The organism is Streptomyces sp. NPDC001493 (assembly GCF_053597235.1).
In genome coordinates this window covers 227,227-239,356 of record NZ_JBSFHV010000003.1, presented here as the reverse complement: position 1 = coordinate 239,356, position 12,130 = coordinate 227,227, and the positions used below count along the sequence as shown (strand labels likewise).

Below are 12,130 nucleotides of genomic sequence, written 5' to 3'. Positions count from 1 at the left end.
CTTAAAGGGGTATGGGCGTGTGTCGCGGCGCACGCGTACGTATTCCCCATCCCTGTACGAGAGTTCGAGCCGATCGGGTACGTACCGAGGGGTGGCGGAGGTACGCACGGCGTGCACTCTCACCACCAACTGTCCATGCCAATACGGTGGTTCACGAGCGCATCCGGACATGAAGGCGCCCGGCACCTCCCGGGTGGAGGGGTGCCGGGCGCGGGTGGTGCGGAAGGTCAGTGGGCGTCGCGTACGGCCAGGGCGCGGCGCAGGTCGTCGAGTTCGTCGATGAGCTTGCGCCGGAGGGCGGGGGTGAGGGTCGTGTCCTCCAGGGCGCGGTGGCCGAGCGCGAGGGCGTCGGCGTCCACGTCGTACACGGGGAACGCGGATCGGCCGGCGGCGGTGGCGATGGCGGGGCCCCGGCGGGCGGCGAGGGCGGCGGCGTCGGGGTAGTAGCGGGCGACGTAGTCGCGGGTGAGGTCGGTCTGTTCGGGCTGCCAGAAGCCTTGGGCGGTGGCGGTGAAGAGGTAGTTGGACAGGGTGTCGTCGTGGAACAGGGACTGCCAGGCGGCGGCCTTGGCACCGGGGTCGGGCAGGGCGGCGCGGCAGCGGGCGGCGCCTTCCTGGCCTGCGGCGCTGGGGTCCTGGGCGAGTTCGGCGGCGATGGCGGTCTCGTCGGTGGCGCCGAGGACGGCGAGGCGGGTGAGGACGCGCCAGCGCAGTTCGGGGTCGAGTTCGGGGCCGCCGGGTGCGGTGCCGTCGGCGAGCCACTGCTGGAGGGTGTCGGGCTGGGTGGCGGCGTCGACGAGGTGGCGTACGGCGACGAGGCGCAGTCCGGGGTTGCTGCCGTCCTCGGTGCGGCGGACGAGGTCGCGGCAGAGGTCGGTGAGGGTGGCGAGGGCGGCGGGGCGCTCTTCGGGGGTGAGGTAGCGGTCGGTGAGGAGGGCGGCGAAGCCGAGGACGCCCTGGACGAGGGCGAGGTCGGTCTCGTGCGGGAGGTGGGTGCGGGCGAGGGTGAGGTGGGCGGTGGGGTGGAGGTCGCCGTCGCGGACCATGTCGCGGGCGGTGTTCCAGATGACGGCGCGGGTGAGGGGGTCGGGGATGCCGGAGAGGCCGTGCTCGACGGCTGTCCAGGAGTCGGGGTCGAGCCGGACCTTGGCGTAGGTGAGGTCCTGGTCGTTGGGGACGACGAGGACGGGGCGCCGGCCGGGGAGGGTGAGGGGTTCGCCGGTGCCGGGGACGTCGACTTCGAGGCGGTCGCGCAGGACGAGGCGGTCGGGGCCGGTGCCGAGTTCGTGGTCGTAGAGGCCGACGGCGATGCGGTGGGGGCGGCTGCCGAGGTGGTCGACGGCGAGGGTCCACTCGTTGCCGCGGTCGTCGACGCGGGCGGTGAGGGTGTCGGGGCCGGTGGTGCGCAGCCAGGTGTCGGCCCAGCCGTGGACGTCGCGGTCGGTGGCGGAGGCGAGGTTGTCGATGAAGTCGGCGAGGCCGGCGTTGGCGAACTTGTGGCGGGCGAAGTGGGCGTTGATGCCGGCGAGGAAGTCCTTCTCGCCGATCCAGGTGACGAGTTGGCGGAGTGCGGAGGCGCCCTTGGCGTAGGAGATGCCGTCGAAGTTGACGAGCGCGGAGGCGGTGTCGGGGACGGCGGCGGGGTCGGGGGCGACGGGGTGGGTGGAGGGGCGCTGGTCGGCGTCGTATCCCCAGCCCTTGCGGGCGACGCCGAAGTCGACCCAGGTGTCGGTGAAGCGGGTGGCTTCGGCGATGGTCTGGTAGCCCATGTATTCGGCGAAGGACTCGTTGAGCCAGATGTCGTCCCACCAGCTGAGGGTGACGAGGTCGCCGAACCACATGTGGGCCATCTCGTGGGAGATGACCATGGCGCGGGTCTGGCGTTCGGTGTCGGTGACGGCGGAGCGGTAGACGAACTCGTCGCGGAAGGTGACGAGTCCGGGGTTCTCCATGGCGCCGGCGTTGAACTCGGGGACGAAGGCCTGGTCGTAGGAGTCGAACGGGTAGGGCTCGTCGAACTTCTCGTGGTAGCGGTCGAAGCAGGCGCGGGTGATGTCGAGGATCTCGTCGGCGTCGGCGTCGAGGTAGGGGGCGAGGGAGCGGCGGCAGTGGATGCCGAAGGGGATGCCGGCGTGCTCGGTGGTCACGGAGTGCCAGGGGCCCGCGGCGACGGCGACGAGGTAGGTGGAGATGAGGGGGGTGGGGGCGATGGTCCAACGGCCGTCGCCGGTGGGGGTGGAGATGCCGTTGCCGAGGACGTTCCAGCCGTCGGGGGCGGTGACGGTGATCTCGAAGACGGACTTGAGGTCGGGCTGGTCGAAGGCGGGGAAGACGCGCTGCACGTCGTCGAGGAAGAGCTGGGTGTAGACGTAGCTCTCGCCGTCGGTGGGGTCGGTGAAGCGGTGCATGCCCTCGCCGGTGCGCGAATAGCGCATGGTGGCTTCGGCGCGGAGCTCGTGGGGGCCGGCCGTCAGCCCGGTGAGGGGGTAGCGGTCGTCGGCGAGGAGGGCCGGGTCGAGGGGGTGTCCGTCGAGGCTGAGCGCGTGCAGCTCTGCGGGCTTGAGCTCGATGAACGTGTCGCCGGCGGTGCGTGCGGTGAACCGGATGGCGGTGCTGGACCCGAAGGTCTCGTCGCCGGTGGTGAGGTCGAGGTCGACCGTGTATCGCTGGACGTCGATGGTGCGGGCTCGGGTCTGCGCTTCGTCGCGCGTCAGTACGGACATTTCTCCATGCTGCCGTACGGCTCCGAGGGCGTGCGACGGGGTTCTCCCGGGGCGGGTGTACGGGCGGTCCGCGCGTACACCCGCCCGGCGGGATCCCCGGGTCTTCGGGGCGGGTCACGCCTCCTGCGGGTCGCCGCCCCCGGTCGCCCGGTCGCCGCCGGTCGCCTCCTCCGCGATCCGTTCGTGGTGGCGGATCACCTCGGCGACGATGAAGTTGAGGAGCTTTTGGACCCCCTCCCCCGCCCCCAGGTGACAGCTCCGGCGAGGGCATCTGAGCTGGCAAAAGTCCGGCGCTCGGCAGCCTTGCCCCCATACCCGTGCACTTTGGCTACACCTTGAGATCACTCTGACTACACCCTCGGCACCACGGGTGGGCTACTAAATCTCCACTAAATGATCATGGAGAAAGGGCAGGTCAGGGCATACTCAGCAGGCAGAGAAGCGGCCCGCCCCTGTTGAGGGGCGGGCCGCTTCTCTGCGTTCTACGCGCCGGCCGCCGCCGGGGGCTCCTCGCGCAGCCACTCCTGCAGGCGCGGGGATGTCCGCTTCCACGCGTCCATCGCAGCCTGGAGTTCTTCGGGCGAGGAGTCGACCTGCCCCTTCAGTACGACCACCGCCTGCACGCCGCCAGGGAGAACGACGACTGCAGTGTCGAGGACTGCGCCGGGCGCGTTGAGGTCCGACACGATCCGCAGGGGCAACTGCCCTTCGATTGCCGGGACTGGCGCCGCCGGGGCGCGCTTCACCTCGCCGACCGACTCCCGTACAGAAATGGACTCGACGGTCCCGGGCTGCGGCGGCTCACCTCCCGCAAGCACGTTCTCCACGGCGCCCCGCGGCCAGCCAAGGGCGGCTGCATACGACCGCATGGTTGCGCTCACCCGGGCGCGAGGGATGCCACGCTCGATGCCCTGCACCGTCGAGTAGCCCACGTTGAGCCGGGACGCAGCCTCGCGCTGCGTCCACCCTGCGGCCTCGCGGGCCCTCTGTAGCGCCTGCCCGAGCGCATGCCAGTCCATGGGCACACATCATGCCGCATTGAGTGCAACCACGGGAAGCGCAGATCCCGCCCATGACCTGCGCATCTGCGCCACATCTGCGCCTTTTGGGTTGCATTTTGCGCCGTGCATATGCCAGTGCGCCCCCCATCGACACCTCGAAATGAGGCATAGGGGTCCTCAAGATGCTTGCGCGCGTAGTCAAAGTGCGCTTCAATTTGAGGTGTGAGACCGAACGGGCAGGCAATACGGGCCATCCGTGAAGCGCGGCGACTGAGCCTTCGCGTCATGCAGCAGCGGACGGGCCTGGACAGGGGCTACCTCTCCCGCATGGAGAGAAACCTCATCCGGAATCCGGCCGACGCGCCCGTCCTGACGATCGCCACCGCCCTCGACGTCACACCCGACGCCATCACCCACGAGGAGTTGCCGTGACCGCCAAGGCGCCCACGCAGATCAGGAAGAAGAGGCCGACGCCGCTGCCGCCGCGTACCGCCGAGGAGCTGGAGCTCCGGCGCTGGACCCCCGAGGAGGTGGTCGAGCTGCAGCTCCTGCCGTACCGGAGCGTGCGCGTGCTGAAGAGCAAGTGCTACCGCCGCGAAGTCCACTGCCACCTCGACGGCGGCCGGATCACCTTTACCGCCGACGACCTTCGCCGCGAGAACGACCGCACCGCCGTCGTCCCCTTCGCCGCCTGACGGCGGCAAATGAGGCCGCCCCGCAACTCGCCAGTCCGGGACGACCTCGGATCCACCCACACCAACCTCCAGAAGGAGAAGGGCAGATCATGTCTGCATCATCTCAGACCCCGAATGAACCCACGAGCCCCACGCTCGGCTCGCAGACCGGCCCGATCGGGCTCCTCGCGTACCTCCACGCCACGATGCCGGGCCTGCCGGCCGTGACGGTCCACCTGTTCGCGCACGCTCGCGACGAGCTGTCGATCAGCATTCAGGGCAACCTCAACAGCTTCACCGCCTGGCGGTCCGCCCTTGGTCTGGGCGCCCCGGTGGCGGCCGAGCACAGCGACACGGCGTGGGTGACGGCCTCCGGCGAGGTCGCCGACGTCCCGGTGAAGCTGACCTGCTTCGCCCCGGCCGCCGAGATCGCCGCGTACCTGCAGCCCGCCGCCGGCACTCCCGCCGAGGTGGCCGCCGCACTCACCGCGATGGCAGCCACGACCGCCGCTGCGGTGCAGCAGCAGGGCGGTGCCGCATGAGCACCGAAAGCGCGGCACGGTTCGCCGCTGAGACTCCGAACCACCTGATGACCGTGCTCCACGAGGACGGCCTGTACCGACACCTCGTGTTCAACGACCCGGCGGGCGACTTCTACCGCTTCGACCTGGTGACCTGGCCGCACAACCTGATGTTGCGCGGCGACGGCTTCAGCTTCGCGTTCTCCATCTACCCGACGGCCGACATGTTCGACCTGTTCAAGGGATCGCGCTCCGACGGCATCAACCCCGGCTACTGGCAGGAGAAGGTAACCGCTGGCCGGAGTGACGTAAAGGCGTGGTCCGAGGATCTGTTCCGGGCCTGGGTCACGGAGGAGGCTGCGGCGAACGAGACCCGCTTCCCGGGTGCGCTCGACGCGGTCGCCACGCAGATCCTGCACAGCGACGACCACAGTCTCGAATACCGAGGGACCGCCGAGTACGCGGTCGCGTCGTTCGACCACGGTGACTTCCGGCTGCGAATCCCGGATCAGTGGGAGCAGTCCTTCGAGGACTTCTCGTGGGAGTTCCTGTTCGCCTGCCACGCGATCCTCTGGGGCATCGACGTGTACGACGCCGCCCGGAAGGACCAGCAGGGCACCATCACCGCGATCCGCTTCGACCGGAAGCCGGCCGGTGGGTGGCTGGTCCGGTGGCGCGTGGACGGGAAGCGCCGTCAGTGCACGGTCGGCTCCCGCCCGGAGGCCTTGGGTTACGCCCGCTACCTGCACGCCGAGGCCCGCGCGGCGGTGACGGCATGAGCGCCCGCGACGAACTGTTCGCCCATCTGGCGACGCTGGCCGAGCGCCCGTTCATCCCGGAGCTCCACCACGACGACTGCGACGACAGTTCGTGCGTCCGCTGCCGGGTCCTGACCCCGGCGAACCTGTACGAGATCGATACCTGGTTGGACAACGCGGGCGTGTTCGCCAAGCAGTTCTGGGAGCAGGACGCTGACGGCGCGATCGTCATCACCGGTCTGAGGATCGGGGAGGGCAAGGACCGGGTGGTCGCGAAGTTCGGCAACACGATCGTCCGCCACTTCGACGGCAGCCACACGGTCCGGCCGACGCAGGAACCGACGGGTGAACTGTCCTCCGCCGAGTGGAACGCCAAGTTCCCGGTGGGCACCCGCGTGAAGGCGTACCCGGGCGTGTACGGCGAGGACGGGTTCACGACCTGGACGACCAGCAAGGCGTGGACGCTCGGCGGCCACACCCCGGTCGCGATCGTCGAGGGCTACTCCGGCGGCATCGCGCTCACCCACCTCGACGTGATCGAGGTGACCGCATGAGCGCCATCGACACCGTGCGCCGCTCGCTCCTAGCCACGGGCCGCACCCCGGCCGAGGCGCAGCAGCTGCTCGACAGCGTCACCGGGCCCACCGCCCCGGTGATCGACGAGCGCGACACGTTGCTGGCCCGGGTTGCCGAGCTGGAGAATCTCGTGCTCCCCGACCGCGACCGCGAGATCCAGCACCACAAGAACGGCAAGGCGCGGTGGCGCGGCCGGGCAGAGTCGGCCGAGGCCAAGTTGAAGGCCGCCCCTGAGCCGCTCGTCGTGTCCCGGTTCGACGTAGTGATGGAGTCCGCACCCGAGGACGAGCCGACGCTGACCATCGGCGCCATCGCCGAGGACGGGCGGCCCGTCGCGATCGTCCTCACCCCGGAGACCCGGGCGCAGATCGCCGGGTGGCTGGCACCGGACCAGGCCAACGAGAGGCAGTTCCTCCTCGACCGGGTCGCCGAGTTGGAGGCGTTCGCCTACGGGTGCGACGGCGAGGGCTGCACCCTCCCGCACTCCTCGTGGTGCGACGAGGCGCAGCAGGCCGCCGCCGAGAACGGTGGGTGCACCTGCGCGCAGTCCGAGCACGCCGGGCACTGCTGGTTGGTCAGTCCGCCGCGCGCCGAGGTCGACGAGATGCGGAAGCGGATCGCCGAACTGGCCGCAGCGCAGGCCAACGCCGCGTCTGCCGCGCTCCTCAACTTCGCGGAGCGGTTGACCGCGAAGGCCGCGTTGATGGGTGCCGCCTACCTCCCGGTCGACGAGGTGTGCACGGCGCTCCGCACCGTCGCCGCCAACCCGACGCCGGCCGTGGCCGAGCGCCCGGCGGGCGGTGCCCTGTGACGACGAACCCGATCGCCGCCGAGCCCCTCTTCGTCGCCCCGCAGCCGGAGCCCGCCACCTTCCGGCGCTTCCTTACCAGCCTCTCCCGGGGGACCCGATGACCGACATGGTGGCCGCCGTCCGGATCGATCCGGACGGCACGCAAACCGACGTCGCCCTCCCCGCACACGCGCCCGGCGACGTCCTGGCGGAACTCCTGGGCGGCTGGCCGGAGTACGCGCACTACGGCACCCCGTCCTCGGCAGTCTGCGTGGTCGTCCACGAGACGAGCATGCTCGACGGCCACGCCGACAACCCGGTCGTCACCCAGCTTGTCGAGCGGGTCATCGGCGGGCCGCTCTCCTACACCCTGTGCGGCACGGCCGTCGTGCTCGGCTACCTGCCGGGCTCCGACGAGCTGGTCGATCTGACGGCCAAGCACCGGCTCCTCCTCGACGAGGCGGCCACCCGGTGACCGACCTCGCCATCCAGATCCTGATCGGCGCGCTCGTGCTCGCCGCGGTCGCCGCCCTGGTCCTCATCGGCCAGCGCGACGACCGCCGGCGGCGCGAGTACCGCACCGGCACCGGGCCGTGGGCCATCAGCGGCCACGGCCACCACCTCCAGCACCACCACGACACCACCAGGGGGACCCGATGACCGCGATACTCGACCGCCTCCGCCCGGCCGGTGCCCACCGTGCCGTCGACCGGGCGGAGGCCCTGGCCGCGAAGGTCCGCGCGCTGGAGACCGAGCTCCGGCACGGGGCGGACGCGCTGCGGGAGGCCACTGCGGTGGCCGACCGGCTGCGGGTCCGCGCCATCGAGGCGGAGACCGTCGCCACGTGCTTCCACCGGGACCTTGACGACGTGACCGCCGAGCGGGACCAGCTGCTCGCCGAGGTGCTGCCGCTCCGGGCCCGGGTCGCAACCGTCGACGCGGTCACCGTCCCGGCCGCCGGGGCCCCGCCGCGGCTGGCCTTCGAGGACCAGGTGACGCAGCCGATACCGGTCCTCCCGCTGTGGCAGGCCTACGGCATCGGGCCCACCATCCGCGTTGCCGACGCCCCCGAGCCCGCCGACCCGCGCACCCCGACGTGGGTGCCCGGCTCGGACAGCGAGACGACCCAGTCGCTCCGCATCCGGGCCGCCTGACCCGCCGGGGCCGGTCGTGCCCGAGACCGGCCGACCCCGGCGACCAACGCGGCGTTGAGCACCCCCTCGCTCCGCCGCCCCGGTGCCCGCCCCCGCCTCCCCCACGGGGGCGGGCACCCACCAACACCTCACAGGAGCAGGACATGCAGACCACGACGAAGCCCGTCATCGGCACCGAGACCGCACGCCACGTCCTGTGGCACTTCGGCTACGACGGCGGCATGCAGCCCGGTACGTACGCCAGCCAGCTGATGCGCACGATCGGCGCCGCGGACCGGGTCCACACCGAGATCCTCCGCACCGTGTACCCGGAGCTGGTCTCCGCGATCGAGTTGGCGCAGAACGACAAGCACGACATCGCCAAGCTGCAGCAGATCGCGGCCGGCCTCCGGTGCGGGCGGTGCGGCACCGCCGACGGCCCGCTCGCCGGAGGCCCCGAGCAGTCGCTGTGCGCGCCATGCCGCAACTCAGCTAAGGCGGCCGTCTGATGACCAAGCTCAAGCCCCTCGCGTTCGTCGACACCGAGACCACCGGCCTCGACCCGCGCAGGCACGACGCGTGGGAGATCGCCGTAATCCTGCGCGATGCCGAACACGCTGCCGCAGGCGACGGCAGCTACGACCGCGAGGTCGTCTGGCAGATCCCCGTCGACCTCACCGTCGCCGACCCGACCGCCCTGCAGATCGGCCGCTACCACGAGCGGTTCCGCGTCCCGGCCGGCACCGAGGCCGTCGAGATGAACGCCGACGGCACCATCTACCAGCGCCTCGGTCTCGGCGAGTTCTTCTACGACCTGCAGGAGGTACTCCGAAACGCCATGCTCGTCGGTTCGAACCCCGCCTTCGACGATGCCTTCCTGAAGAAGCTGCTGCAGGGCGGCGGCCGCCGCGTCGGCTGGCACTACCGCACCGTCGACATCGCGACGATGGCCGTCGGTCACCTCTACGGACAGGCGCACACGCTCACCCAGCAGCAGGGCGACCCGGCACCCTACGTCCGCGTCGACGCCCTGCTCGCCGACGGCTGGCGGTCCTACGAGCTGTCGCGGCTGATGGGCATCGACCCGCCGACCGAGGACGCGGCACACACCGCGCTCGGCGACGCCCGCTGGGCGCGTGACGTGTACGACGCGATCACCAAGGCCGATGCCATGCGCACCCCCACCGGCGCCCACCCGGCCAACCCGGCGCTCAACAGCGGCAGCCAGCGGTGAACGCCCCGGTCGACGAGACCGTCATCCCCGGCGTCTACGACATCCCCGCCGAGATGTACCACGCCGACCCCATCCCGGGCGGCAGCCTCTCGTCGACCGGGGCCCGCACCCTGACCTCCCGCTGCCCGGCAAAGTTCCGCTACGACCTCGACCACCCCCAGCCCTACAAGGCCGCGTTCGACTTCGGGACCGCCGCCCACAAGCTGATCCTCGGCGACGGCCCCGAGCTCGTCCTCGTCGACGAACTGATCTGGAACACCGACGCCACGAAGGCGCGGGTCGCCGAGATCCGGGCAGCCGGGAACATCCCGCTCAAGCGCGCCGACCTCCAGCGTGTCCACGACATGGCGACCGCCCTGGCCCAGCACCCCGAAGCTGCGGACCTGCTCGACCCGAGCAGCGGCCAAGCCGAGCAGACCCTGTTCTGGCCGGTCGGCAACGTGTGGTGCCGGGCCCGGGTCGACTGGCTTCGCGACGACCAGCTCGTCGACTACAAGACGGCCCGGTCGGCCCACCCCGACGCCATCGAGAAGGCGATCGCCGAGCACGGCTACCACGTTCAGGAGGACTGGTACCGCCGTGGCGCCGCCGCGCTCGGCCTGCTGCCGCACGACTGCGCCTTCCCCTTCATCTTCCAGGAGAAGGACCCGCCCTACCTGGTGACCGTGGCCCGCCTCGACCTGTGGCGAGACATCGGCCACCAGGTCAGCGAGCAGGCCCTGTTCCTCTACGAGTCCTGCCGGGCCGCCGACCACTGGCCGGCCTACTCCACCGATCCCGCATACGTCTCGCCGCCCACCTGGCTTGAGCGCCTGTACGCCTAGGAGCATCGCCGTGACCCAACTTCCCCCGCCCACCCGCGTCGGCCGCCCACCCGCGTCGGCCAGCAACGAGTACGACGACGGCCCGTTCACCTTCCGGCCCGCCACGAAGGACGGCTTCACCGCCACGGTCGCACTGCAGGGCCCGTCCGGCTCCGGCAAGACGTGGACCGGGCTGTCCATCGCCAGCGGCCTCGCCGAGGGCGAGCGCTTCGCGGTCATCGACACCGAGCGCGGTGCCGCCGCCCTCTACGTCAACGACCTGGGCGTCGCCTTCGACACACTGCCGATGCACCGCTACGACCCGCGCGACCTGCAGAAGGCGCTGGCTGCCGCCGCGGCCGCCCGCTACCCGGTCGTGATGGTCGACTCCCTCAGCCACTTCTGGAAGGGCACCGACGGCACCCTCGACCAGGTCGAGCGCGCCAAGTCCAAGTACGGCGGTAACCGGTTCGCCGGCTGGAAGGACGGCACCCCGATCCAGAACGAGATGATCGAGGCGCTCATGGCGTACCCGGGCCACGTCGTCGTCACGATGCGGTCCTACGTTCACTGGGCCCTCGAAGGTGGGGCGCCGGTCAACAAGGGGATGCGCGCCGAGCAGCGCAAGGGCATCGAGTTCGAGTTCGGCGTGGCCGCGGAGTTGGACGACGGCAACCGGCTCCGCTTCATCAAGTCCCGGTGCCCGGCGTTCCGGGGCCTCGTGCTGAACCAGCCGCACGGCGCCCGCGACATCGCGCGGCCGTACCTCGACTGGCTGCGGGACGGCGCGAAGGAGGTCGACCCGAACGTCTGGATCGCCGCGGCTACGGATCCGGACGCCACGCCGGACGGCCTGTTGGCGCTGTACCGGGAGGTCGAGGCGGCCAGCGCGCTCGCCACCCCGCTGGAACACCCGGAGACTGGCGCCCCGATCAGCCTCGGCGACCTCATCAAGGAGCGCGGCACAGCGCTGAGGGCGGGGGCCGGCCGATGACGCGACAGCTGCAGCTCTCCGCCCCGATACAGGGTGCTGTCGACCCGGCGGCGGGCGAGCGCGCGAAGGACGACGGTCTGGCCGCCACCCGGGCCGCGACCGCCCCGGACTGGGCCACCGCGTGCCGGACCGCCATCGAGGAACTGGCCCGCCGCGGCGAGGTCTTCCAGGCGGCCGACCTGATCGCCGAGGGACTGGTCGGCGAGCCCGACCACCCGTCGCGGTGGGGCGGCGCCCTCGGGTCCGCCGCCCGGGCCGGCCTCATCGTGGAGGCGGGCTACGTCCCGTCGAAGCGCACGACGGTGAGGCGCTCCATCTGCAAGGCGTGGGTCGGCGTCGGCACCCAGCAGGGGAGGGCCGCCGCATGACCGGTCTGCTGATCCTCGCCGCCGCCCTGGCCCCGAGCGTGGTGTTCGTCGCCCGCCAGCTGTGGGTCACCCGCGGTCCGGCGCTGCCCGCCGACGCCCGGCCCGGGCGGCGCGACGCCACCTGGGCGCTACTCGAAGCCGCGTACCGGCTGCCGGAGTACCGCGAGGAGCGCTGGCGCCCCGAGGCGGACGCGGCGTGAAGTCAGCTGGAGTCGCCGAGACGGTCAAGGCGTCGCTGGATCGCACCTTGCCGGGACTTCTTCGGGTCGGGAGCGATCTTCGAGATCCATTCGCGGGTGAAGCCCGTGAGTACGGACATTCGCGAGGGCCCCAGCCCTTCCGCTCGGCCCTTGACCAGCAGTTCCTTCAGCCGCCGGTCGGCGAGCAGGAACGCGTCCTCGGCGCTCTGCCGGGTGACGGCGGCTTCCTGAATCTCCTTCTCAAGGGCGTCCATGCGGCCCATCGTGGCACACCCTCCGGTGACCGCGCTACGTGGACGCGCCTTGTGGTTGCGAACTGTGAACGCTATTCTCATTCACATCGCGAACTTCCGTC

General features: G+C 71.2%; 18 protein-coding genes and 1 pseudogene. 15 read left to right on the top strand and 4 right to left on the bottom strand.

The window, feature by feature from the left end:
* Positions 1-227: 227 nt before the first annotated feature.
* From pepN to ACWCWD_RS06615, 3 genes and pseudogenes are all read right to left on the bottom strand, one after another.
* Positions 228-2,723 carry an aminopeptidase N gene (pepN, locus tag ACWCWD_RS06625; RefSeq protein WP_450770685.1) on the bottom strand — a complete coding sequence of 832 codons (2,496 nt, stop codon included), beginning with the start codon at positions 2,721-2,723 and terminating at the stop codon, positions 228-230.
* A 114-nt stretch (positions 2,724-2,837) separates the two neighbouring features.
* A pseudogene (locus ACWCWD_RS06620) lies at positions 2,838-2,951 on the bottom strand (chorismate mutase); the annotation flags it as partial.
* A 254-nt stretch (positions 2,952-3,205) separates the two neighbouring features.
* Entirely contained in the window at positions 3,206-3,742 is a 537-nt protein-coding gene (locus ACWCWD_RS06615; protein ID WP_450770681.1) for a helix-turn-helix domain-containing protein, read from the bottom strand.
* A 204-nt stretch (positions 3,743-3,946) separates the two neighbouring features.
* On the opposite strand from ACWCWD_RS06615, the gene ACWCWD_RS06610 reads away from it, so the two are divergent.
* The 15 genes from ACWCWD_RS06610 (at position 3,947) to ACWCWD_RS06540 (ending at position 11,775) form a co-directional block, all read left to right on the top strand.
* On the top strand, positions 3,947-4,156 hold the full coding sequence (locus ACWCWD_RS06610; protein ID WP_450770679.1) for a helix-turn-helix domain-containing protein: 210 nt from the start codon (positions 3,947-3,949) through the stop codon (positions 4,154-4,156).
* Positions 4,153-4,419 (top strand): hypothetical protein, encoded by a 267-nt coding sequence (locus tag ACWCWD_RS06605; RefSeq protein ID WP_450770678.1) that lies wholly within the window; start codon positions 4,153-4,155, stop codon positions 4,417-4,419. The genes ACWCWD_RS06610 and ACWCWD_RS06605 overlap by 4 nt, the downstream gene beginning before the upstream one ends.
* An 89-nt stretch (positions 4,420-4,508) precedes the next feature.
* Positions 4,509-4,940 (top strand): hypothetical protein, encoded by a 432-nt coding sequence (locus ACWCWD_RS06600; RefSeq protein WP_450770676.1) that lies wholly within the window; start codon positions 4,509-4,511, stop codon positions 4,938-4,940.
* On the top strand, positions 4,937-5,698 hold the full coding sequence (locus ACWCWD_RS06595; RefSeq protein WP_450770674.1) for a hypothetical protein: 762 nt from the start codon (positions 4,937-4,939) through the stop codon (positions 5,696-5,698). Before ACWCWD_RS06600 ends, ACWCWD_RS06595 begins: the two co-directional genes overlap by 4 nt.
* Positions 5,695-6,231, top strand: a complete 537-nt coding sequence (locus ACWCWD_RS06590; protein ID WP_450770673.1) for a hypothetical protein — start codon at positions 5,695-5,697, stop codon at positions 6,229-6,231. Before ACWCWD_RS06595 ends, ACWCWD_RS06590 begins: the two co-directional genes overlap by 4 nt.
* Positions 6,228-7,064, top strand: a complete 837-nt coding sequence (locus ACWCWD_RS06585) for a hypothetical protein (protein ID WP_450770671.1) — start codon at positions 6,228-6,230, stop codon at positions 7,062-7,064. The genes ACWCWD_RS06590 and ACWCWD_RS06585 overlap by 4 nt, the downstream gene beginning before the upstream one ends.
* A 97-nt stretch (positions 7,065-7,161) precedes the next feature.
* The gene (locus tag ACWCWD_RS06580) at positions 7,162-7,518 is read left to right on the top strand and encodes a hypothetical protein (protein WP_450770669.1); all 357 of its coding nucleotides are present in this window, start codon (positions 7,162-7,164) and stop codon (positions 7,516-7,518) included.
* Entirely contained in the window at positions 7,515-7,703 is a 189-nt protein-coding gene (locus ACWCWD_RS06575; RefSeq protein WP_450770667.1) for a hypothetical protein, read from the top strand. The genes ACWCWD_RS06580 and ACWCWD_RS06575 overlap by 4 nt, the downstream gene beginning before the upstream one ends.
* A complete protein-coding gene (locus ACWCWD_RS06570; RefSeq protein WP_450770665.1) occupies positions 7,700-8,197 on the top strand; it encodes a hypothetical protein in 498 nt (165 codons plus the stop codon). Before ACWCWD_RS06575 ends, ACWCWD_RS06570 begins: the two co-directional genes overlap by 4 nt.
* A gap of 143 nt (positions 8,198-8,340) precedes the next feature.
* Positions 8,341-8,685: a hypothetical protein gene (locus ACWCWD_RS06565; protein WP_450770663.1), complete on the top strand. Its 345-nt coding sequence runs from the start codon at positions 8,341-8,343 to the stop codon at positions 8,683-8,685.
* A complete protein-coding gene (locus tag ACWCWD_RS06560) occupies positions 8,685-9,410 on the top strand; it encodes a 3'-5' exonuclease (RefSeq protein ID WP_450770661.1) in 726 nt (241 codons plus the stop codon). Before ACWCWD_RS06565 ends, ACWCWD_RS06560 begins: the two co-directional genes overlap by 1 nt.
* Positions 9,407-10,234 carry a PD-(D/E)XK nuclease-like domain-containing protein gene (locus ACWCWD_RS06555; protein ID WP_450770659.1) on the top strand — a complete coding sequence of 276 codons (828 nt, stop codon included), beginning with the start codon at positions 9,407-9,409 and terminating at the stop codon, positions 10,232-10,234. The genes ACWCWD_RS06560 and ACWCWD_RS06555 overlap by 4 nt, the downstream gene beginning before the upstream one ends.
* Positions 10,235-10,244: 10 nt before the next feature.
* Positions 10,245-11,207 (top strand): AAA family ATPase, encoded by a 963-nt coding sequence (locus ACWCWD_RS06550; protein ID WP_450770657.1) that lies wholly within the window; start codon positions 10,245-10,247, stop codon positions 11,205-11,207.
* A complete protein-coding gene (locus tag ACWCWD_RS06545) occupies positions 11,204-11,575 on the top strand; it encodes a hypothetical protein (RefSeq protein WP_450770655.1) in 372 nt (123 codons plus the stop codon). The genes ACWCWD_RS06550 and ACWCWD_RS06545 overlap by 4 nt, the downstream gene beginning before the upstream one ends.
* Positions 11,572-11,775 (top strand): hypothetical protein, encoded by a 204-nt coding sequence (locus tag ACWCWD_RS06540; RefSeq protein WP_450770653.1) that lies wholly within the window; start codon positions 11,572-11,574, stop codon positions 11,773-11,775. Before ACWCWD_RS06545 ends, ACWCWD_RS06540 begins: the two co-directional genes overlap by 4 nt.
* 2 nt (positions 11,776-11,777) lie before the next feature.
* Here the strand turns inward: ACWCWD_RS06540 and ACWCWD_RS06535 are convergent, their stop codons facing one another.
* Positions 11,778-12,029 (bottom strand): hypothetical protein, encoded by a 252-nt coding sequence (locus tag ACWCWD_RS06535; RefSeq protein WP_450770651.1) that lies wholly within the window; start codon positions 12,027-12,029, stop codon positions 11,778-11,780.
* Between the last annotated feature and the right edge of the window lie 101 nt (positions 12,030-12,130).

Bases quoted from the DNA above. Each gene is read 5' to 3' on its own strand.
- pepN (WP_450770685.1), bottom strand. From the start codon at position 2,723: ATGTCCGTACTGACGCGCGACGAAGCGCAGACCCGAGCCCGCACCATC.
- ACWCWD_RS06615 (WP_450770681.1), bottom strand. From the start codon at position 3,742: ATGGACTGGCATGCGCTCGGGCAGGCGCTACAGAGGGCCCGCGAGGCC.
- ACWCWD_RS06600 (WP_450770676.1), top strand. From the start codon at position 4,509: ATGTCTGCATCATCTCAGACCCCGAATGAACCCACGAGCCCCACGCTC.
- ACWCWD_RS06595 (WP_450770674.1), top strand. From the start codon at position 4,937: ATGAGCACCGAAAGCGCGGCACGGTTCGCCGCTGAGACTCCGAACCAC.
- ACWCWD_RS06590 (WP_450770673.1), top strand. From the start codon at position 5,695: ATGAGCGCCCGCGACGAACTGTTCGCCCATCTGGCGACGCTGGCCGAG.
- ACWCWD_RS06585 (WP_450770671.1), top strand. From the start codon at position 6,228: ATGAGCGCCATCGACACCGTGCGCCGCTCGCTCCTAGCCACGGGCCGC.
- ACWCWD_RS06580 (WP_450770669.1), top strand. From the start codon at position 7,162: ATGACCGACATGGTGGCCGCCGTCCGGATCGATCCGGACGGCACGCAA.
- ACWCWD_RS06570 (WP_450770665.1), top strand. From the start codon at position 7,700: ATGACCGCGATACTCGACCGCCTCCGCCCGGCCGGTGCCCACCGTGCC.
- ACWCWD_RS06565 (WP_450770663.1), top strand. From the start codon at position 8,341: ATGCAGACCACGACGAAGCCCGTCATCGGCACCGAGACCGCACGCCAC.
- ACWCWD_RS06560 (WP_450770661.1), top strand. From the start codon at position 8,685: ATGACCAAGCTCAAGCCCCTCGCGTTCGTCGACACCGAGACCACCGGC.
- ACWCWD_RS06545 (WP_450770655.1), top strand. From the start codon at position 11,204: ATGACGCGACAGCTGCAGCTCTCCGCCCCGATACAGGGTGCTGTCGAC.
- ACWCWD_RS06540 (WP_450770653.1), top strand. From the start codon at position 11,572: ATGACCGGTCTGCTGATCCTCGCCGCCGCCCTGGCCCCGAGCGTGGTG.
- ACWCWD_RS06535 (WP_450770651.1), bottom strand. From the start codon at position 12,029: ATGGACGCCCTTGAGAAGGAGATTCAGGAAGCCGCCGTCACCCGGCAG.